The 21,886-nt window shown below is 66.6% G+C and carries 13 protein-coding genes and 1 pseudogene; 9 read left to right on the top strand and 5 right to left on the bottom strand.

What is annotated here, in order from left to right; genetic code table 11:
* Positions 1-178 precede the first annotated feature (178 nt).
* On the top strand, positions 179-961 hold the full coding sequence (locus BST27_RS25935) for a SigB/SigF/SigG family RNA polymerase sigma factor (protein ID WP_069422617.1): 783 nt from the start codon (positions 179-181) through the stop codon (positions 959-961).
* A 181-nt stretch (positions 962-1,142) separates the two neighbouring features.
* Positions 1,143-1,667: a PE family protein gene (locus tag BST27_RS25930; protein WP_069422618.1), complete on the top strand. Its 525-nt coding sequence runs from the start codon at positions 1,143-1,145 to the stop codon at positions 1,665-1,667.
* A gap of 107 nt (positions 1,668-1,774) precedes the next feature.
* Here the strand turns inward: BST27_RS25930 and BST27_RS25925 are convergent, their stop codons facing one another.
* Complete coding sequence (locus BST27_RS25925) at positions 1,775-3,217, bottom strand: hypothetical protein (RefSeq protein WP_069422619.1); 1,443 nt, start codon at positions 3,215-3,217, stop codon at positions 1,775-1,777.
* An 86-nt stretch (positions 3,218-3,303) separates the two neighbouring features.
* On the opposite strand from BST27_RS25925, the gene BST27_RS32630 reads away from it, so the two are divergent.
* On the top strand, positions 3,304-3,441 hold the full coding sequence (locus BST27_RS32630; RefSeq protein WP_156789337.1) for a hypothetical protein: 138 nt from the start codon (positions 3,304-3,306) through the stop codon (positions 3,439-3,441).
* Between the two features lie 24 nt (positions 3,442-3,465).
* Here the strand turns inward: BST27_RS32630 and BST27_RS35125 are convergent.
* Positions 3,466-4,696 (bottom strand): annotated as a pseudogene (locus tag BST27_RS35125) (cytochrome P450).
* Here BST27_RS35125 and BST27_RS34080 point away from each other — a divergent pair.
* Positions 4,632-4,805 (top strand): hypothetical protein, encoded by a 174-nt coding sequence (locus BST27_RS34080; protein WP_249025719.1) that lies wholly within the window; start codon positions 4,632-4,634, stop codon positions 4,803-4,805. The pseudogene BST27_RS35125 and the gene BST27_RS34080 sit on opposite strands and share 65 nt — an antisense overlap.
* A gap of 172 nt (positions 4,806-4,977) precedes the next feature.
* Here the strand turns inward: BST27_RS34080 and BST27_RS25915 are convergent, their stop codons facing one another.
* The 3 genes from BST27_RS25915 to BST27_RS25905 form a co-directional block, all read right to left on the bottom strand.
* Positions 4,978-5,292 carry a protease inhibitor I42 family protein gene (locus BST27_RS25915; protein ID WP_069422620.1) on the bottom strand — a complete coding sequence of 105 codons (315 nt, stop codon included), beginning with the start codon at positions 5,290-5,292 and terminating at the stop codon, positions 4,978-4,980.
* A gap of 98 nt (positions 5,293-5,390) precedes the next feature.
* A complete protein-coding gene (locus BST27_RS25910; RefSeq protein WP_083148681.1) occupies positions 5,391-11,894 on the bottom strand; it encodes a PE family protein in 6,504 nt (2,167 codons plus the stop codon).
* Positions 11,895-11,938: 44 nt separating this feature from the next.
* Complete coding sequence (locus BST27_RS25905; RefSeq protein ID WP_069422477.1) at positions 11,939-17,410, bottom strand: PPE family protein; 5,472 nt, start codon at positions 17,408-17,410, stop codon at positions 11,939-11,941.
* A gap of 204 nt (positions 17,411-17,614) precedes the next feature.
* On the opposite strand from BST27_RS25905, the gene BST27_RS25900 reads away from it, so the two are divergent.
* From BST27_RS25900 to BST27_RS34075, 5 genes are all read left to right on the top strand, one after another.
* On the top strand, positions 17,615-18,277 hold the full coding sequence (locus BST27_RS25900; RefSeq protein WP_069422478.1) for a DUF1345 domain-containing protein: 663 nt from the start codon (positions 17,615-17,617) through the stop codon (positions 18,275-18,277).
* 756 nt (positions 18,278-19,033) lie between these two features.
* On the top strand, positions 19,034-20,080 hold the full coding sequence (locus BST27_RS25895) for a sulfate ABC transporter substrate-binding protein (protein WP_069422479.1): 1,047 nt from the start codon (positions 19,034-19,036) through the stop codon (positions 20,078-20,080).
* Positions 20,077-20,955: a sulfate ABC transporter permease subunit CysT gene (gene cysT / locus BST27_RS25890; protein WP_069422480.1), complete on the top strand. Its 879-nt coding sequence runs from the start codon at positions 20,077-20,079 to the stop codon at positions 20,953-20,955. The genes BST27_RS25895 and cysT overlap by 4 nt, the downstream gene beginning before the upstream one ends.
* Positions 20,952-21,773, top strand: a complete 822-nt coding sequence (gene cysW, locus BST27_RS25885; RefSeq protein WP_069422481.1) for a sulfate ABC transporter permease subunit CysW — start codon at positions 20,952-20,954, stop codon at positions 21,771-21,773. Before cysT ends, cysW begins: the two co-directional genes overlap by 4 nt.
* Positions 21,774-21,788: 15 nt before the next feature.
* Positions 21,789-21,886, top strand: a 98-nt coding sequence (locus tag BST27_RS34075) for a hypothetical protein (protein ID WP_249025722.1), incomplete at its 3' end; no start/stop codon positions are given.

Below are 21,886 nucleotides of genomic sequence, written 5' to 3'. Positions count from 1 at the left end.
GGAGTCTCTCCATCCCCGCCCTCGAGTCATTAATTGTCAGGGGGTGGGCGCCTCAACTCAGGTTGGCAGAGAGGGGAGCGACGTTTCGTTTCTTGGCTAAAAGGGTAGATCCCTGAGGTCGAGTTCAGATCAGAGCCCGCGCAGAAAATGTCTTGCGGACGAGGATTTGAGGATTGATATGACGTTGACCGGCGAGTACGCAGACGTCGCCGAAATGTTTCGCCGTCTGAACGAGTTGCCGCCAGAGTCTGTCGCGTATCGCCAGCAGCGAGATCTGATTGTGCAGCGGTGCCTACCGTTGGCCGACCACATCGCCAGTCGCTACCGAGGACGGGGCGAGTCCCTCGATGATCTCGTGCAGGTGGCCCGAGTAGGTTTGATCAATGCCGTCAACCGTTTCGACGTCGACAACGGCGCAGACTTTCTAGCATTCGCGGTTCCAACGATCACGGGCGAAGTTCGTCGCCACTTCCGCGACCACGGATGGGCTGTGAAAGTGCCGCGACGGATCAAGGAACTTCAGTCGCAATTGAACACGGCGACAAACGATTTGACGCGGCGGCTGCAACGAGCTCCCAACGCTACAGAACTTGCGGAGCACCTAGGTATCGACCGAGCGCTGGTAGTGGACGTGATGGTAGCGAACAGCAACTATTCGGTGTTATCCATTGATGCCCCACGAGGAGAAGGCGACGAAGGGGACTCGTTGAAAGACACGATGGGGGATACCGATCCGAGCCTGGACAAGATTCTCAGTGTTGAGACGGTGCGCCCCCTGATCGCTGCTCTGCCCGAGCGGGAGCGAATGGTCATCAAACTGCGCTTCTTCGACGAGCTGACACAGACCGAAATCGCTGAACGAGTCGGGTGTTCGCAAATGCACGTCTCTCGTCTACTGGCCCGCGCTCTGGAAAAGCTGCGTAGCGGCGCTCATCGGCCAGACCTGGCCGCGACTGGCTGACAAGACCGCCGAACGATCGACGAGTCCTGCGAGACATGACAGCGGGCTCGGTGATCGAGCTCAGCAAGCGTCGACTTCGCCTATTTGAGTAGTCGATTACTCAAGCCAACCGTGCCCATTCGAGCGACAATAACGTAATTCCTGTTAGCCCGCGTTGGCTTCGCACAGTGAGGACGGTGGAATGTCGCATGTGATCGTTGCGCCGCACATGATGATGACGGCGGCAGAGGACTTGAAAATCATCGGGTCGGACCTCAGCACAGCACATGCGGCTGCGGCTATGCGCACCGTCGCCGTGGCGCCCGCAGCGGCCGATGAGGTGTCCACGGGTATCGCGCATCTGTTTTCCTATTACGCACAGGGTTATCACGCGTTGGCCGAGAAGGCCGCCGCGTTTCAAGCGCAGTTCGTGCGCAGTTTGGACGCGGCGAGGGGCGCGTATCTGACTGCCGAGGAGGCTAATGCTTCACTGTTGCAAGTTGGCCCCGCTGCTGTGGTCCACGAGCCGTCGATCGACGTGCCGCCACCGACGCCGTCGCTAATACGGTCGCCGGTTGAGGCGCTCTTCGACATGTGGCGCAACACCATTGAATCGCTCTTTCTCCAGCAGATGGTGGGCAGATACAACCTGTTTCTGACGCTCGTGTCCAACGTCTTAAAGACGATGTCTGACACCATGGGTTCGATAGTGCAGAACCTGAGGTAGGCGCCGGTCGCGGGGTTACGTCGCCGACCGTTTCGACTTCAACGCGACAACGTTCTAATCGCTTTGTGCGCCTGCGCTTGTCCGCCCGCCACCACGTTCGGGCGCTGCTAGCCGCATTCCTCTGGACGCCAGGCTCCCGGAATCCCGTGCCAGATGATGCGGATCGAGTTCCAACGCTGGACATCGACGGCACCGCGAAACAACACCAGCGCTCCGCAGGCGTATCGCGCGTTGGCGCTCTGACCGTCGAATGAGTACAGCCCAGGCACGCCACCGTCGCCCGGGGCGCCGAAGGACACAAGCTCGCCACGCAGCGAGGGGGGTAAGACGGTGTCGAGTAACGCTGCGGCGGTTGCCTTTTCGAACGCCCCGCCGGGCGGCGCAAAGATTGTCGCTGCGTACGCGTAGCGCTGGCCTTCGGGCGGCTGCACGAAGTTGATGAAAAGATCTACACCCCGGGCGAGGGTTCGCCGGGCTACAAAGCCGCGTGCCTCGCCCTCCGGATGGAGCCGACGGTAGTGGTAGGCGAGATGCCAGCAGGCGCGCCGGCAGATCTCGGCCTCGGCGCTGTTGCCGAGCTCGACGAGGATAGGTTCCATGTCGGCGACCTCGTAATCGATCTCCGTGGCCGCCTCTACCGCCAGCTCACGATGTCCCATGTCGAGGAGCCGACGTACGTACCCGGGGTAGCCACCGAAGATCTCGTGGGCGAAGAAGTCGATGCCATTGCTGCACGGCAGAGTGTCCGGCTCGGGATGCTTACGTTGGGCCAGGATGGTGCACAACCAATCCTCGACCTGTACCTCGGCACGTTCGGCGAAGTCCTCCATGCCGAAGCCGTACCAATTCGAAAAGAATGGCCCCGCGATGCCCGGCCGCTCGATCTCCTTGGCGGTAAGCCGCGATACGAACTCGGGGATTGGTGGTGAGAGTTCCTCTCGAGCGTCGCAGTAGCGCTTGCCGAGCGCACGCGCAGCGTAGGCGCGGACCATGTCATCGGCGTGGTCGAGATAGCCGACAACTGATTCTCCAGGAGGCTCCCACGCGGCCCGCCCGTCGAGATAGGCGATCCGCGCCGCGAGCTCCAGCGGGGATCCGGCGGCGACCGCCGCGATGAACTCTTCAACGACCCGCTGGGGCGCGCAATCAGCCAGGTCTTCGACGTGGACCTGGTCATCGACCGTGCGGAGTAATGACTTCTCTCCGCTGCGAACCAGCGAAGTCAGCGCCGGCAACAGTTGAGCCGTGCGGCGTTGTACGTAGGCCGAGCGTTCCTCCTGGATGGTGTCGTCATAGGGCGGTCCGTACTCGGTGCTCATGACGATGCGCGCGTAGTGATCGCAAAGCTCGCGGACCCCGGCGACCTCACTGCCGAGCCCGCGTAGCAAGACCACAAACAAGCGGTCCCAACAATCGTGCCGCCGCGCGCGCTGCTCGTGGAAGGGGAAGCGCCAGAGGTCATCCAACGCCGCCGCCAGACGAGCGTCGTCGCCGGCAGCCGACGCCGCCTCGAGCTCGCCCAGCCAGGGTTCCCAGTCCTCCGCACTCATCGGCCGCCATCATCCCGTCTAGGCGTCCGATATGCCATCCGCTGCGGGCGCCCAGCTCGTCGAACATTGAATTTCTCACGGTAGCAATGGATTACGGGGGGCCTGGTGCTATCTGGCAGCGGGTGTTATGCGGGCCGGCCGTCGCGGCCGCCGGCGCCCTTGCCGCCGGTGCCGCCGGTGCCAATACCGGTGCCGGCTGCTTCGCCGGTGCCACCAACCGGTGAATCGGCCCCGGATCATCCAGTCGGCTATTCGTGGAGAACGACAGGGAGTCGTGTCGGCCCGCGTAGTGAGCTGTTGGTGGACCACGTCGTGGGTCCGGTGACGGAGATTCGTGACACCCGGGAGACCAGTTCGCGGAGGACGGCTCGTGCCTCCATTCGTGCCAGCGGTGCACCGAGGCACAAGTGTGGACCATAGCCAAATCCCACGTGGGAGCGTGGGTTTCGGTCGGCGCGGAAGGTGTTGGGGTCGTCGAAGGCGAGCGGGTCGCGGTTGGCCGCTCCGAACGACAACAGCACGCGTGAACCCGCTGGGATGGTGACCTCGCCGACTTGATAGTCGGCACGTGTGTAGCGGTAGAGGTTTTGAATGGGACTGGTGTAACGGACATGTTCTTCGATGGCCTGCGGGATGAGGTCGGGGTTGGCGCGGATCATGTCGTACTGCTCGGGGTGATGGGCGTAGGTGTGCAGCATCCCGCCGAGAAGGTTGGTTGTGGTCTCATTGCCGGCGATCAGCAGCAGGATGGCGATGTAGAACAACTGGTTGTCGGTTAGCGCACCATCGGAGTTGTGCGCCAATAAGCGGCCGAGGACGGTGTCCGAGTCTTTGAGATGCCCGTCCGCGAGTTGTTTCAAGAAATAGCGGCGCAGAGCCGCTGCGGCCCGCAGGGATCGCGTTGTGTCGACGAAAGCCTTTAACCGTGGGCGTGAAGTTGATTATCTGAGTGCTCTCGTCCGACCAACGGCGGAAGTCGGCGATGTCGCTTTCCGGGACGCCAAGGATCGCCGCGATCACCCGAAGGGGCATCGGCGTCGTTAACCGCTCTACTGCATCACAGCCGCGCGAAGCGATCATGTCATCGACGAGTTCGGCGGCGAGCCTGTCGATGATGTCGCGCCAACTGTCCAGCGCCCCTTTGGTAAAGGCTGGCTGGACTTGTTTCCGCAGGCGGCTGTGCTGCTCGCCGTCGGTGAGCACGACGAGATCGGCGACTACGCGTATTCGAGTCACTCCCTCGCTGCTGGTCACTCGGTCGGTATCGCGTAGCGCTGCGCGGACATCGTCGAGTCGGTGCAGGATCCAGGTCGCGCGTCGGGGGTTGTAGTGAACACGTCCACCGCGGTGCAGTGCGTCATACGCAGCGTGGGGCTGCGCTGCCACCGCTGGGTCCAGCGGGTCGTAGTCCGCGTTGACCGCACCCGTCCACCCGCTGTACCCACGCCTGCGCGTGCGAATCGCCGCCGAGACGTTCAACCGACCCGCAGCAATGAGCGGCGAGAACATCATGGCGGCGGCGTCAGTGGCCTTTGCAACCTTCAAGATTCAGCGCACCTTCCCCGAGAGCTCACCTAAGACTCGGTAGGGCCACCCAGGCGGTCAATATCTCGTGATGAAGTTGAAAGGCCGCGCACCGGGCCAGCGGGCGCAGCGGTCGTCAGAACTGGCCACTAGCTGCGCATACTGCTGAGACATTTTGGCTGAAATGTCTCGCGGTGATAGGGCGGGTTTGTTGTCTATCTCTTTCGTAAGCCGGGCTAACGCACCGTGACGTCGATCGCGAAGCGGCGCGCGACGTGATCGCTGTTGTCCGCCTGCACCAGGGTGACGTGCACCGTTCCGGCACGACCGGCCCGATACTTGCTGGTGAAGGTGCCACCCTCGCCGCCGCCAGGAGGCTTGCGCTCGGGTTCGAATCTCATCCCCAGTGGTTCGAGAACCGAGGTGTCGTACGTCTGCTCGTCACGCCATTGATGGTGCGACGTCTCGTAGTCGTCGGCCAGGACGATGTCCAACGTCTGGCCGCTCTTGAGCTCGATGTGACGACCGTTGTCGGAATCGTTAACCGTCACGTATCTCGCCGACGAGCATCCAGCCACCAACAACAGGCAGCACACCGACAGAAGTGCCCTGGTCCAGTGCACGCCTTACACGCTAGCGGGTAGTGGCATTAGGAACCGCCGTTGCCGCCGTCGCCAGCCTTGCCACCGCTGCCGCCGGTGGCGCCGACCGCAATGCCGCCGGGTCCGCCCGTGCCGCCGGGGCTACCGGTCTGGCCGTTTCCGGCGGTGCCGCCGTGGCCACCGCCGCCGCCCTGGCCACCGTTGGCGCCGGCACCGGCCGTGCTGCCGGCGCCCGTGGCGGCGCCGCCGTTGCCGCCAGTTCCGCCGGTGCCGCCATTGCCGCCCTTGGCGCCGACCGCGGACGAACCGGGGGAGGCGTTGCCGCCGGCGCCACCTTCGCCCGCTTGGCCGCCTACGCCGCCGTTGCCGCCGATGCCGCCGATGCCCACCGCACCCCCGGCGCCGCCAGTGCCACCGTGGCCGCCGACGCCGCCCGCGCCCGCCGCGACGGGGGAGCCGCCGACGGTATGACTGTTGTTGCCATGCCCGCCGTTGCCGCCGGTTCCCCCCGCGCCGCCGGCCCCGCCGATGTTCTGGGACAGGCCGCCGGTGCTGGCACCGCCGGCTCCGCCCGCGCCGCCGGCTCCACCGCCGCCGCCGGCGAGTGGTACTGGCGCCGTCTGGAGTGAGATGTTGCTCCCATTGCCGCCCTTGCCGCCGTTCCCACCTGCGCCGCCGGTCGCGACGAGGTCGCCGACGCCGCCCGCGCCACCGTTGCCGCCGTTCCCGCCGGCGCCGCCGGTCGGTCCGGGCGGTAGCGGGCCGATGGTGCCAAGGTCGACGGCATTGCTGCCGTTGCCGCCGTTGCCGCCCTTGCCGCCGGTGCCGCCGACGGCACTGGTCGCCCCGCCGCTGCCGGCCTTGCCGCCGTCGCCGCCGTTACCGCCGTGACCGCCGTTGCTGCTGGTCTGTGCCAGGGTGCCGTTCTTGCCGCCATCGCCGCCGTGCCCGCCGTTGCCGCCCGAGCCACTGGCCCCGTTGGTGCCGCCGGCACCCGAGTTCCCGCCGTCGCCGCCTTTGCCGCCGGCCCCGCCGCTGCCACCGTTGTTCCCGGCGTTCTCGAGAGTGCCGTCGGCGCCTTTGGCGCCGTCACCGCCGTTGCCGCCGGTGCCGCCCGTGCCGCCGTTGCCTGCCTTGGCGCCGGCACCCGCGTTGCCGCCGTTGCCACCATGGCCGCCGGTGCCGCCGGACGGAGCGCCGGCGCCAGCATCGGTCCCGCCGGCGCCACCGTTTCCGCCGCCGCCGCCGGTGCCGCCATTGCCGCCGACACTGCCGACGCCGCTGGCGTTGCCGCCGTTGCCGCCGAGCCCGCCGGTGCCGCCGATGTCGCCGGATTGGCCCGCGTTGCCGTGGAGGCCGTCCGCGCCCTTGCCGCCGTTGCCGCCGTTGCCGCCTGTGCCGCCGGCGCCCGCAGTGGCGCCGCTGCCGGCCGCGCCGGCGTTGCCGCCGCTGCCTCCGTTTCCGCCGGACGCGGCGGTAACCCCGGTGCCGTGGGTGTCGACGCCCCCGTTGGCGCCGTTGCCGCCGTGACCACCGTTGCCGGCCCTGCCGCCGACACTGCCGGCGCCGCTGGCGTTGCCGCCGTCGCCACCGGCACCTCCGGCGCCGCCGTGGTCACCGACCAGGTTGGTGATGACGATGGGGTTGCCGTTGCTGCCGTTGCCGCCGTTGCCGCCTGCGCCGCCGACGCCGCCCTGGCCCGCGGTGGCCCCGGTGCCGGCCTTGCCGGCGTTGCCCCCGTCGCCGCCGGCCCCGCCGGATGGCGCGGTGCTGCCACCGGTGCCGGCATCAGTCCCGCCGTGTCCGCCGCTGCCGCCCTGGCCACCATGGCCCGCGTTGCCGCCGACACTGCCGACGCCGCTGGCGTTGCCGCCGTTGCCGCCGGCTCCGCCGTGGCCGCCGGAGTCGCCGGCCTGACCGGAGGCACCGGAGTTGGCGTTGCTTCCGGCGCCACCGTCGCCGCCGCTCCCACCGGTGCCGCCCTTGCCCGGGCTGCTGCCGCCGGTGCCGACCAAGCCGGCGTTACCGCCGTTGCCGCCGGCTCCGCCGTCCGGGGCGGCGACACCGCCCTTCCCGGTGTCGGCTCCGCCGTCGCCGCCCTTGCCGCCGCCGCCACCGTGGCCGGCGTTACCGGCGGCGCCACCGGTGCCCGAAGCGGTACCGCCGTTGCCGCCGATCCCGCCGGTGCCGCCATGACCGCCGCTGTCACCGACGGCACCATTGGCGCCGACGCCGCCGTCACCGCCGCTGCCGCCGGCGCCGGCGACGCCACCGGTCGCGCCACCGCCGAGGACGGAGCCCGGCCGACCACCGTTACCGCCCCGGCCGCCGTTGCCGCCGGCGGGGGCACTGGTGCCGCCCGTGCCGGTGTCGGTTCCACCTGCGCCGCCGTCCCCGCCGTTGCCGCCGTTACCCCCGTTACCGGCCTGGCCTCCCGCGCCGCCGGCGTTGCCGCCGTTGCCGCCGTTGCCGCCGAGGCCGCCGTGGTCGCCGGTCTTGCCGGCGGTGTCGACGCCGCCGTTGCCGTTGCCCCCGTTGCCGCCGTTGCCGCCGTTGCCGCCGTGCCCGCCGCTGCCGGATTGGGCGCCGGTGCCGACGACGCCGGCGTTGCCGCCGTTGCCGCCCGCCCCGCCGGCCGCGGCGGTGGCGCCGCCCTTGCCGACGTCGATGCCGTTCCCGCCGTCGCCGCCCGAACCGCCGTTTCCGGCACTGCCGCCCAGGCTGCCGGTGCCAGTGGCGTTGCCTCCGTTTCCGCCTGCTGCGCCATGGCCACCGGCCCCGCCCGCCACCGCGCCGACCTGGCCGTCGCCGCCGTGGGCGCCGTCGCCGCCGTCGCCGCCGACGCCGCCGATGCTTCCGGTGCCCGCGGCGGTGCCGCCGTTGCCGCCGGCGCCGCCACTGCCGCCGTTGTGACCTTGGCCGCCGTTGCCGCCATGACCGCCATAGCCGCCGTAGCCGCCGCCACCGTTGGTGGCGCCGCTGCCGACGGCGCCGGCGTTGCCGCCGTTGCCGCCGACGTTTCCGTTGCCGCCCTTGCCGACGGTGGTTGCGTCGCCGCCGTTGCCGGCGTTGCCACCGGCGCCCCCGTTACCGGCCTTGCCGCCGGTGCCGGTGCCGGTCGCGGTGCCGCCGTTGCCGCCCGACCCGCCGTGGCCGCCCGCGCCGCCGTCGCTGCCGTTGACGTTGTCGGGGTTGGTCGCGCCGCCGTGGCCGCCGGCACCGCCCTGCCCGCCGGTGCCGCCGGCGCCGGCAGTGCCGCCGGAACCGGCGCTGCCGCCGTTGCCGCCGTTGCCGGCATTGCCGCCGCTGCCGCCGTTGTCGACGCCATTGGTGAAGATCGGATTAGTGGCGCCGTTGCCCCCGTGGCCCCCGTTGCCGCCAGTACCGCCGGCGCCGCCGTTGCCGGAGATCGCGCCGGTGCCGCCGTTGCCGCCGTTGCCGCCGTTGCCGGCGTTGCCGCCATTGCTGGCCTTTGCACTGCTCAGGGTGTCGCCGCCGGCGCCTCCGTAACCGCCGGCACCGCCGTTACCACCATTGCCGCCCGTACCGGTAACGCCGCCGTTGCCGCCGTTGCCACCTGCGCCGCCGTCACCGCCGACGTCGCCGTTGTATCCGGACAACCCTTTCGAGTGGTTGAAACTGCCGGTGCCGCCATCACCGCCGTTGCCGCCGATACCGCCGGCGCCCGCGGTGGCGCCCTTGCCGGCGGCGCCGGCGTCGCCGCCGTCCCCGCCAGCCCCGCCGGTGTAGCCGATGAGTTGGCCGGTTTGCTCGCCGACGGAGCCCAAGGCGTTACCGCCCTTTCCGCCGTCGCCGCCGCTGCCGGCTTTGCCGCCTACGCTGCCCGTGCCCGTGGCGTTGCCGCCGTTGCCGCCCGCGCCGCCCTTGCCGCCGTTGTCACCGGGGGTCTTGGCGTCGCCGCCGTTATTGCCGACGGCGCCCTTGCCGCCGGTGCCGCCGTCACCGCCCGTGCCGCCGGCGCCGGCGGTTTCGCCGCTGCCGACCGCACCGGCGTTACCGCCGTTGCCCCCGTTGCCGCCGGTCGGAGCGTTGACACCGCCCTTGCCGGTGTCGGACCCGCCGTTGCCGCCCGCTCCGCCGTGGCCGCCGTTGCCTGCTTTACCGCCGATACTGCCGACGCCCGTGGCGTTGCCGCCGTTGCCGCCGGCCCCGCCGTGCCCGCCGTTGTCGCCGGCCAGGCCGATGCCGCCGTTGTTGCCGGTGCTGCCAGCGCCACCGCTTCCGCCGTCGCCCCCGATGCCGCCGCCGCCATTTGCGGCCCCGGTGCCGGCCTGCCCGGCGTCGCCGCCGTTGCCGCCCTTGCCGCCGGCCGGGGCAGAGGTGCCGCCCGTGCCGATGTCGGCGCCGCCGTGGCCACCGGTGCCACCTTGGCCGCCGTTGCCGGCCTTGCCGCCGATGCTGCCGGCGCCCGTAGCGTTGCCGCCGTTGCCGCCCGCTCCGCCTTTGGCGCCGTCGTGGCCGGCTTGACCTGCGCCGCCGACGCCGCCGTTGCCGCCGTCGCCGCCAGTGCCGCCGGCGCCGCCGATTCCGCCCCGGCCAGCGGTTTCGCCAGTGCCTACGCTGCCGGCGTTGCCGCCCTGGCCTCCGGCGCCGCCAGCACCGGCACCGGTGCCGATGTCGTCGCTGCCGTTGCCGCCCAGGCCGCCTTTGCCGCCGTTGCCGGCATTACCGCCGACACTGCCGGTGCCGGTGGCGTTGCCACCATTACCGCCGGCACCGCCGGTGCCGCCGATGCTGCCCGCGTTGCCGCCGAAACCTCCTGCCGCGTTGCGCCCGTCGCCGCCGTCGCCGCCATTTCCGCCTTTGCCGCCGTGGCCCGCGGTGGCTCCGGTACCAGCCGTGCCGGCATCGCCGCCGTCGCCGCCCGCGCCACCGGCAGGGGCAACCACGGAGCCCAGGTGGTCGACGCCGCCGTTCCCGCCGTTTCCGCCGTTTCCACCGTTGCCGGCGTCGCCGCCGATGCCGGTAGCACCGCCCGACCCGCCGTTGCCGCCGACGCCACCTTTGCCGCCCACGAAGCCGGCGTTGCCGACGTTTGCGTCGCTGCCGTTGCTGCCGTTGCCGCCGTTGCCGCCGGTCCCTCCCTTGCCGCCGAGGCCCGGTGTGGTCCCGGTGCCGGCCTTGCCGGCGTCCCCGCCGTTGCCACCCGCACCGCCGACGGCGCCGGCGCCGCCCGCATTACCGAACTCGTCGCCCAGACCGCCGTTACCGCCCGTGCCGCCGGCGCCGCCGTCACCGGCGTTGCCGCCGATGGCGCCATTGCCGCCGTTACCGCCCGTGCCGCCGGCCCCGCCCTGGCCACCGGCACCGCCCTGCAAGCCCGACTGGAAATTGCTGCTGCCGCCGTCACTGCCGTTACCGCCACGGCCACCGATACCGCCGGCGCCGGCGGCGCCCCCGGAGTTGCCGCCGGTACCGCCGCTTCCGCCGGCGCCGCCAGCGAAGCCCACCGCCCCGGGGGCGGCGTGCGCCCCGTCCGCGCCAGCACCGCCATTGCCGCCCGCGCCGCCGTGGCCGTAGGCGCCTGCCACGCTGCCGGCTCCACCGGCGCCGGCGTCACCGCCGCGTCCACCGGCGCCGCCATTGCCGCCGTTACCAGACGTGCTGACACCGACCCCGCCGGTTCCGCCGTCGCCGCCGTCGCCGCCTGCACCACCGACGCCTTTCGCACCGCCGAGGCTGCCCGACCCGCCATCGCCACCGAGTCCGCCTGCCCCGCCCGCTCCGCCGGTTCCGCCGGCCAAACCCGTGCCGCCTGCACCGCCGGCGCCGCCCGCGCCGCCCGCACTGCCCTTCCCGAGCGCGATTTGCCCGGAGGCGCCACCGGCTCCGCCGTTCCCGCCGGCCCCACCGGGCTGTCCGGGCGCACCTGGCGCGCCCTTACCTCCGGCCCCGCCGGCCCCACCGATGTTGCCGAACGTATTTCCGCCGTTGCCGCCAGCCCCACCGTTGCCGCCGGCCCCGCCCGGAACCACCGCGTCACCACCGGCCCCGCCGTTGCCGCCGTTGCCGTTCCCGCCGGCCGATCCGCCGTTGCCGCCGTTCTGACCGGGCGCTCCGGACCCGCCGTTGCCGCCGTTACCCCAGATCAACCCGCCGTCGCCGCCGTTTTGCCCGGTGCCCGGCGCGCCGTCGGCGCCGTTGCCATATAAGGGGCGGTCCATCAGCAGCTCAGTGGGCGCGTTGAGCAAGCCCATCACGTTGGTCATGAACGGGTTGTTCAGCAGCGGCCGCAGGAACAATGCATTGGTGGACTCGGTGCGCGCATAGGCGTCCGCCCCGCGCTGAAACGCCTGCGCGAACGCGTCGTTGGCCGCCGCGGATTGCGCGCTGAGCGCCTGGTAATCCTGTCCGAAGGTGCCGAAGAGTGTGGCGATGGCGGTGGACACCTCGTCGACGGCCGCCGCCTGAATGCCGGTCGTCCACGGAGCCGCCGCCGCGCTGGCCGCCCTGACCGCCTCGCCGATCCCCCATACGTCCGCCGACGCCGCGGCCAGTGCCGCGGGTGCGGCAATCACGTATGACGACACTCTCGTTACCTCCGAATTAGCAAGTGGGACAGGTGGTCACACGCCTAGAACAAGGTGAGCTTGCCGGCCAGGCCGATTGGAATCCGGTCGATGGTGATCGACGGGAGATCGAACGCAGGCAAACCGCCGGACAGGCCCAACCCGACCGGTAGGTGGGGAATCGACAGACCCGGGAACGTCAGGGATGGGATGGTGACCGATAAGGGCAGGCGGATGTCGATGGGGTCGACGGGGAAGCCAAAGCCGGGGATTCCGCCGCCCGGTGGGAGCTTCAGGTCGAACGGGGGGATGCCGAACGCCGGTGTCGTGCTCGAGCTCGTGCCGCCGACCTGAATAATTACCCCGGCAAGTCCGCTGACTCTGACCGCGAAATCGCTGGTCGACAACCCGGTCTTCATCTCGCTTACTTCGATTCCCTCTACGCGGAAAACGAGCTGGTCGAAGCTGATGGGGCGGATGGTGACAGGCCCGCCGGTCACGGAAGGGTCGAGGCCCAGATGGATGGGTGGGGTGGAGAACGACGGAATGGTGATGGGGCCAATGCCACCGTCTAGGCCGAAGCCCAGCGGAATCGACGGGATGTGGAAAGACGGGAAGACCGCGGGCCCGACGCCGCCGGTCACGCTGATGTTCAAGAAATTGTATGGGGGGAGCAGGCTGCCGTCGGTTGCGATGCTGACGATGCCGTGCAGGTCTGCGGAGATGGCCTGAATCGTTCTTGCCGGGATGGTGAAGGCCTGTGATCCTGCCTCCAGGTTGAGGTTCAGCAGGTTGTTCGCGGGGAAGGTCAACCCGCCGGGGAAGATCGTGGCGCCGTCGATGCCGCCCGGCAGCTCGAAGCCCAGCGGAATCTGATTGATCACGATTTCCGGCGTGTTGAACGCAAAGGTGAACCCCTGCAGGGTCGCCGACCAGGGTTCGGAAGTGGCTCCGCCGAAGATCAGTGGTCCATGTGGCAGCGGAAAGGGCGCGTCTTGCCAATTTGTGCCCAACGCTATGAAAGCCGGGCCGGTCGTAGCTAGGTCCCACGCCGCGTTGGCTGGCGTCCAGATGTAGAACGGGTCTATCTTCATGCCCGCGCTCTGGGACTGGTCGAAGTGGAGGGATGCCAGTGGGTTGCCCGCGATGCTGGCGATGCGCTGGGGGTCGATCCCGATAGGACCTAGGCCGATGTTTCCGCTGACATTGATGGGGACGTTAGGAATTTCGATGGGCGGAATGGTGAAGGCGCCGTGGCTGAGATTGGCGTTGAGGCTAAACGGAATCGCGGGGATCGGTAGATCAGGGACAGTCGCTGGGCCGAGCCCGCCGTACATATGGAAGTCCACCAGGTTCAGCGAGGGTGGAACGCCGTCCAGCGGGTTAAGCAGGTTGGCGTCGAGTCGCAGGTGCAGCGGGATCGGGTCGATCGTGTAGCCGTCGGGGAAGATGGTGAACGGCTGCAAGCCGCCCGACACCAGCAGATTGACCGGGATCGGGCTTTCCGGAAGCGACAGCCCGCCCGGGAACAGTGAGAACGCTGGGATACCACCCGTCACGTCGATGCTCAGGGGTATCGGGTTGGTGGCGATCTTCGGAATATTGATCTCGGGAAGGTTGAATTCGACCCTGCCCGTTCTAGCGCTACTGGCGTTGAAGTGGATGGTGATGCCCGTGGTCGGCTGCCCGCTGGTGGACCTCGGATCAGACGTTTGGCCGACGAAGAAATCTTGTACGGCGCCGTGGAAACTGCCGAAGAAGGTCGTGGCCGTGTATTTGATGACGGGAAGGGTCATGGTCGAGGCCGTGCCGGCGGGTATCTCGAACGGGATGGTATGGAGCTCGGCGGGCATGTGCAGGCCCTCGAACAGGGTGATAGCCGGCAGGGTGAGGCTTTGGTGGATGTCGAGCGGTATTGCCGGAACATCGATTTGCGGGATGGTGAACGGCCCGAGGTAGAAGGTTTCGTTGATATTGATCGGCAGTCCGGGGACGTGGATGGGGTCGATGTGGACCGGTCCGAGGTTCTGGTTTATATCCAGCAGGTTGATGCCGGCGCCGCCCTGCAGATCGCCGGTGAACAGGGCGCCTACGTTGTGGTTACCGGCGATAAGCACGCCCTTGTTGAAGTTGCCCGAGTTGGCCACGCCGACGTTGGCGTGACCGCTGTTGAACAAGCCCGTGTTGGCATTGCCTGGATTGAAGGCACCGGTGTTCGAGGTGCCCGCGTTGAAGACGCCCTTGTTGAACGCGCCGGCGTTGCCGACACCGTTGTTCCAGACGCCAGAGTTGAACAAGCCGGTATTGGCCTGACCCGAGTTGCCGAAACCGCTGTTGTTGCTCCCCGAGTTGAACAGTCCCCAGTTGCCGCTTCCGGAGTTGAACAGGCCGACATTGCCGCTGCCCGAGTTCCAGCCGCCGAACCCGCTGCGGTTGTCCCCGATCAGTCCGATACCGCTGTTCCCGTTGCCCGTGTTGCCGAACCCGATGTTGCCCGAGCCGGTGTTACCGAACCCGATGTTGCCCGAACCGGAATTGCCGAGGCCAAGATTCTGGCCGCTCAGGGCACCCAGGCCCGAGTTGCCGAGACCGATGTTGGCCACGCCGATATTGCCCCAGCCGAGGTTGTAGCTGCCGATGTTGCCGTCGCCGAAGTTGAATTCGCCGAAGTTGCCGTTGCCCAGATTGGCGACGCCGGCGTTGCCCAGGCCGGCGTTCGACAACTGACGGCCGAGCCAGTCGATGCCGGCGTCGAGCGCGACACTCAACCGCGGTCCGGCATTGGCGGCGTTGCCGACGATGGCGTTGAACAGGTCCGCCACCCCGCCGCTGGAGCTGAGCGTGTTCCCGCCGAGAGGTATCGCGGGAAGGGTGGTGTCGGGGATGTTGAACACCGGGGTATCTACTGAGAAATTCAGTGGAATTGATTGGTTGTGCGTGATTGCCGGAATGGTGATGGCCGACAGAACATCAAAGGGCATCTCGAGCGGAATAGAATCAGTCAGGGACAGCGGCGGAATGGTGATGGGGCCAGTCGTGAAATCGATCGGCACGACCATGGAGGAGATGGACTGCCCGATGCTGAACGGCGCGACGGTGCCCTCGATCTTCAGCAGGATCGCCGGTACTTCCATTCGTAGCGGGAACGAGGCGATATTGATGGCGGCGTTAATCTGGCTGATGGCGAGATTGCCCTTACCGCCGAAGGGCGAAATATTGATCGGTTGGTCGGTGCGGAAGCCATAGTTCGCGATTCCGTGCAGCCCGCCATGGATGGCCGGAAGAGGAATCGACGGCAATCCGAGGTTGAGATCGACGTTGCCTGTGACGGCCCCATGTATCGCCGGGAGAGCGGGAACCGCCGGTATATGGATGGGGCCGATGCTGCCCGTCGTGGATGGAGTTGGAGAAAAAATCTCGGCGTGAAACCTGAAGGGGAATTGGTCGATCTTGAAGCCATTGGGGAAGATCGTGAAGGGATTGGTGCCGGCGGAGAAATTGGTCAGACTCACGGAATTCTCCGGGAAGGTGAGGCCGCCGGGGAACAACGTGAACGGATCGAGGCCACCCGCCAGGTCGACTGTCACTATGTTTTGGATCGGAATATCGATATTCGGTATACCGAAGGGCTCCGTGTTTAAAGTTAAGCTCTCAAAACCAAGCGGAGTCACCGCCAGCGCGGCGGTAATGTTTTCCATATAAATATGAGCCGCAGTGCCAAATGACTGGGTAATGACCGGAGCGAAAATGTGCGGACCGGTGATCGGGCCGAGGGCCAACTGTGCGTGGATTTCGAGAGGATCAAGAATGCGGACGTAGGCCTCCGAGATGGTGTTTTGTGCCAGGCCGACGGTTCCCGACGCGTGCAGCGGAAGGTGGGGAACAGCGATCTGCGGCACGGTGAAGCTGCCGACGCTGACCGATGCATTGGTGATGGCCAGGTGCGCTGCCGGCATCGAGATGGGCGCAACGTTCAGAGCCCCGAAGGTGCCGTCGACGTCGACGTGCAACGGGATGGATGGCAAGGGAAAAAGGGGCACGACCCGGTCGGCATGAACGGCGACGTGCAGGTGCGCTGGAACGGCGTCGACAGTGATTGCCGGAGTGCTGAAGCCGTCGATTTGGCCGGCGATGTTTATCGTCAGGGGAATTGCCTGCTCCGGAAGCGAGAACCCGGGAATGGTGAAACCCCCGGTGCCCGCCGACATGCCGACGTCTAGATGGATCGGGTTGTCCGGAACATTCAGGCCACTCGGGAAAAGGGTGATCGAAGGAATCGAAAGACCGACTTGCGCGGTGGTCGCGTCGACACCTAGATAGAGCAATAACGGCACACTGCCGGGGAACATGAAGTTGACAATCGAAATTCCATCGCTGGGACCGATGTTAAAGGCAGGGATAGGAATGATCTGACTGTCGATGGTCGCACCGGGGAAAAAGGTAATCGGCGATATGTTCAGCGGCCCGATGTCGATCGGTATGGAAATTCCCGCCAACGGAATCGCAGGCACATGGATGTCCGGTACCGCCAGCGGACCCAACAGGAAGGTGTGGTTGAAGTTCAGCGGAATCGTCGGAAGAATCTGAATTGGTTCAATGGTGACCGGGCCGATGCTGCCACCGACATTGAGGTCTAAAGGCAAAGTAATGGGGAAGAGGTCAAGATCGGCGCTGGGATTAACAGTTCTCAAGAAACTGTTGATGAAACCGTCGAGGTCCACGCCGGCCACGCTCGCGGCGCTGCCATTGGTAGGACCAAACGTCTTGAACTGCCATTGGGAAAGCCAATTGCGCAACAGGCCGGTTCCTGTACTACCCGTACTCGACCAGCCGAAATTCCCGATACCCGAGATATAGCCGCCAATGCCGATGTGGCCATTGCCTGTCAACCCCGCAAAGCCTGTCAACCCCGCAAAGCCGGTCAACCCCGCCGCGCCCGAGACGCCCACGTTCTGGACGAGTTGTTGACCCGCGGTCGCGACGGATCTGACGGTCCCGCTCAGAGCGCCCAGCCCGGCCGGCGCCGGCTGGCTGAACTCTTGCAACGCAGACACCACCGCCGACACATCGAGGTGATAGCTGGCCATCGCGGCCACGTCCTGGGCCCACATCAGCTCGTAGTCCCACTCGGCCGCAGCGATCGCCGGAGTGTTCTGGCCGAAGATATTGGATAGCGCCAACGACACCAGTTCGGACCGGTTGACCGCAATCAGCGCGGGATCCACGGTCGCGGCCAACGCCGCTTCAAATGCGCCCACCACGCCCCGCGCCTGCGCGGCCGTCGACTCGGCCGAAGCCGCTGCCGCACTCAACCACCCCGCGTACGGGGCCGCCGCCGCAGCCATCGCCGTCGCCGAGGCACCCTGCCACGAACCCCCGACCAACCCCGACGTCACGTTCGCGAACGACTCCGCCGCAGCGGTCAGCTCGGCCGACAGTCCATTCCACGCCGTCGCGGCTTCGAGCCAAGGTCCCGTCCCTGCGCCGGCAAGGAGCAATGCCGAGTTGACCTCAGGTGGAAATACGAGAAAGCTCACTGCCTACCTTTTGCTTGAGTCCATTTCGGGCACATCGAATCGCTGCGGCGCAGGCAATTTATAGCGCAGGTCGGCGCCGAGGCCCGGCGGTTTCCGTAAAGTCTGGGCAAATTGCCCAATCCGAAGATTCTGGCCGGTGTGCACGCACATCGGCTGTTCGGGACGTGCCACGTCCTCGAAAAATGCAGGTGTTTAGCTTACGGAATGGAATACCAACCCCGAGGGCGCTGGCAAGCACATGTGGTGATTCGGTTGATCGCGGCCCTGCTCTTTGGGCTGGTGGCGGCCGCGGCGGTCAGGTTCACGACGGGCTGGACGTATGCGCCCACTGTCGGGTGGATTGTCGCCGCGTGCGTATACCTCGGGTGGACATGGCGCGTCGTGTTGCCGATGGACGCCGACCAGACACGCGATCACGTGCGGCCTGAGGACCCGCCAAGGGGGTGGGTCACCGACGTCATCATCTTGTCGGCAAGCGTGGCCAGCCTGGGCGGGGTTGGACAACTACTGGCCGCGGGTTCAAAGGCAGGAGCGGAAAGGGAGATAGCGGCGGCGCTCGGGGTGGTCAGCATCGTCGCCGCTTGGTGTGTCGTCCACACGGTTTTCAGCGTCCGCTATGCCGACGTCTACTACTCCAACTCTGCACGTGGGATCAGTTTCAACGGGACGGAAAACCCTCGGTTCGTGGATTTCTTCTACCTCGGGTTTACCGTCGGCATGACTTACCAGGTGTCCGACACCACCTTGCAGACCGGCAAACTGCGCGCCATCGCCCTCTGCCAGGCTGTGCTTTCGTATCTTCTGGGCGCCGTAATCCTGGCGGTCACCATCAATCTGGTTGTCGGATTGAGCAACTCGGCGAGCTGAGCAACAAGGCGTCGGCATCTCCCTAGCTCTGGCGTGTGATCTCGTTCTGGCCTCCGGAGCGGAGTCCCAGTCGGCGGCCGAGGCCCTGGATTGCGGCTTGATCGGTGTGTCCATTCGTCCGAGAAGCTGCGGTGCAATCAAACGACTTCCTCGAGGGTGCAACGGCTTTCCAACAGCGCCGAACTTCGATCTGCACCGACTCCTGGCCGCGAGGTATGCATAGTGCTCGCTAGCGTGCTTTTTTTCAGCGTGACTTTTACGCGGTCGGCGGACGGCAGCGGCTTGGCACCGCGTTGGCAAGGGTGCGGTTACCGTTGTGGACGGCTTGCGTCCTACCTGTCCAAGAACGTCGCATAAGTTTGCTGATCGATATAAACGTACAGTTGTATCCGGGTGGCATGGGTAGCTGTACGAGTGGCTCCGCACTATGCGGTGCGTCGCAACCGCGCGCCCGCCACACCGGCGAGGCCTGGGGATTGACCCGCGGCCCGGTTGCCCGCGCCAGTGCGCGTTGTCCTTCGCGTAGCGCGCCGAAACGTCACGTCGCTGCCGCCCGGCAGAGGCATTAGGCTTCCCGCCATGCATGTGGCACCCGGCGTTCTGGCGTGCGACATCCTCGTGCGCTGTTGTCATTGACCCTCTAACGCCTGGCGCGCGTTGTGGTGCGGAGTTGGCTAACCCTTCTCGGTGTCACGCAACGTTCCGCTGCTAGGGGATAGAGCTCAGCACTTTCGCACCAAAACCGAGGGGCCGTCAATGCCGCAGATTTTCACACGCATCCGCAGTGCGGCGCGCTGGCGGCACGCCGTGGCACTCACGATGATCGTCGGCGTCCTGTCGGCGTGTCATGGCGGATCCAGCGATGTGTTCGGCGGCGGGAGACTCAGCGTCGTCAACGCGACGATCACCCTGGTGGCCTACTCCGTCCCGGAACCCGGCTGGAGCAAGGTTATTCCGGCATTCAACGCCTCGGAGGAGGGCAGGGGTGTTCAAGTGATCACCTCATACGGTGCCTCTGGTGACCAGTCGCGTGGAGTTGTCGCCGGCAAACCTGCTGACGTAGTGAACTTCTCGACCGAGCCCGACGTCTCGCGCTTGGTCAGAGCGGGGAAGGTCGCCGCAGAGTGGGCCACCGACTGGGCCAAGGGCATCCCGTTCGGTTCGGTGGTGACGTTGGTCGTGCGCAAGGGCAATCCGAAGAACATCAAGGATTGGGATGACCTGCTGCGGCCTGACATTGAAGTGATCACACCGAGCCCGTTGAGTTCGGGCTCGGCGAAATGGAATCTGCTCGCCCCGTACGCCGTCAAGAGTCGCGGTGGCCGAGACAGCCAAGCTGGTGTGGACTACATCAGCAGACTGGTGCGCGATCATGTCAAGCTACGTCCGGGGTCGGGTCGGATCGCCACCGATGTCTTCGTCGAAGGCAGCGGCGATGTGCTGCTCAGCTACGAGAACGAGGCCCTAGCCGCTGAGCGGCAAGGCAAGCTGGTCGAACACGTGATTCCGCCACAAACGTTCAAGATCGATAATCCGATAGCGGTGGTCAATACCAGTCCGCAGTTGGCCGCCGCCACCGCATTCAAGAACTTCCAATACACCGCCCAAGCGCAAAGACTCTGGGCACAGGCCGGTTTCCGACCGGCTGTTCCCGCTGTGGCCGCCGAATATCGTGGCCAATTCCCGGCGCCGGCGAAGTTGTGGACCATCGCCGACCTCGGCGGCTGGAATGCCGTGGATCGGCAACTCTTCGACAGACACACCGGCAGCATCACCAGGATCTACCTACAGGTCACCGGATGACGACCCTAACGCCCGACCCGGCGGACCTTCACCCCGGACTCGCTCCCGAACCAACCCAACCAGGCCAGGTGCGGCCGAGCGCACCGCCTTTCAGCACCTCGCTTCGGGTCGGCGTGGCGACCCTATGGGTCTCGGTCCTGGTGCTGTTGCCACTGTTGGCCATCGCGTGGCAGGCGGTCGGTGGCGGCTGGCAGGCTTTCTGGCTGGCAATCACCTCGCATGCCGCGTTGGAGTCGTTCCGGGTGACGCTGACGGTCTCGGTAGTGGTCACCTTGCTGGACGTCTTCTTCGGTGTTCTGACGGCCTGGGTGTTGGTGCGCGACAACTTCATTGGCAAAGGATTCGTGGATGCGGTGATCGATCTGCCTTTCGCGTTGCCGACCATCGTGACCAGTTTGGTGATGCTGGCACTTTATGGGAAAAGCAGTCCAGTCGGTGTGCACCTGCAACACACCCCGCCGGGGGTGGCAATGGCGCTGGCATTCGTCACCCTGCCATTCGTGGTCCGCGCTGTGCAGCCCGTGCTGCTGGAGATCGACCGTGAGGTCGAAGAAGCCGCGGCCGCGCTGGGGGCCAATGGATTCAAGGTTTTCACCTCGATCATCTTGCCCGCGCTCACACCGGCGTTGTTGTCGGGCGCGGGCATGGCGTTCTCACGTTGCATTGGCGAGTTCGGATCGGTGGTGACGATCGGCGGTGCGGTGCCGGGCAAGACCGAGGTCTCGTCTCAGTGGATTCGCTCTTTGATCGAGAACGACGACCGCACCGGCGCGACCGCGATCGCCATTGTGCTGCTGTCGATTTCGTTCTGTGTGCTGTTCCTGTTGCGGATTGTGGGTGGGCGGGCGGCCAAGCGTGAGGAAGCGGCCGAATGACGACGCCGACCCCTGCGGTCCGTTACCTCACCCGGATCGGCGCATTGTCCTACGTCACGGTGATGTTGATCGTTCCGGTGTCGCTGATCCTGTGGCGGACCTTCCGGCCCGGCTTTGCCCAGTTCTACGGTTGGGTGACCACTCCGGCGGCCATCTCGGCGTTGCACTTGTCGCTGCTGGTGGTAGCGATCGTGGTGCCACTGAACGTCGTCTTCGGTGTGACCACGGCATTGCTGCTGGCGCGTAACAAGTTTCGCGGCAAGGCCGTATTGCAGACGATCATCGATCTTCCGTTCGCGGTCTCGCCAATCATCGTGGGTGTGGCACTGATCGTGTTGTGGGGATCGGCGGGCGCGCTCGGGTTCGTGGAGAAAAGCCTCGGTATCAAAATCATTTACGGTGTCCCGGGGATCGTATTGGCCACCATCTTCGTCACCCTGCCGTTTGTGGTGCGCGAGGTGCAACCGGTGCTCGTCGAGCTGGGCACGGAACAGGAGGAAGCGGCCGCGACCCTGGGTTCTGGTTGGTGGCAGACGTTTTGGCGGATCACCCTGCCGTCCATCCGCTGGGGTTTGACCTACGGCATTGTCTTGACCACCGCGCGTGTGCTCGGCGAGTTCGGTGCGGTCATCATGGTGTCGTCCAACCTTCCCGGCCAGACTCAAACACTGACGCTACTGGTCAATGATCGTTATCAGCGCGGGTCCGAATACGGCGCCTGTGCGCTGTCGACCCTTCTGATGGGGGTCGCGGTCACTTTTCTGATTGTCAAAGCAATTCTGCTGATCCGCCGAGCACGAGCTAATAAGGAAGCCTGAGAGGAAGATTCATCGATGACGGACACGAACAACCATGCGATCGTGGTGCGCGATGCCTATAAGAATTACGGCGATTTCGTGGCGCTGGATCATGTGGACTTCGAGGTGCCCAG

Origin of the sequence: Mycobacterium intermedium, from assembly GCF_002086275.1 — a bacterium.
Classification (GTDB): domain Bacteria; phylum Actinomycetota; class Actinomycetes; order Mycobacteriales; family Mycobacteriaceae; genus Mycobacterium; species Mycobacterium intermedium.
Note: the sequence above shows the minus strand (reverse complement) of the source record. Positions and strands in the feature narration are given on the sequence as shown.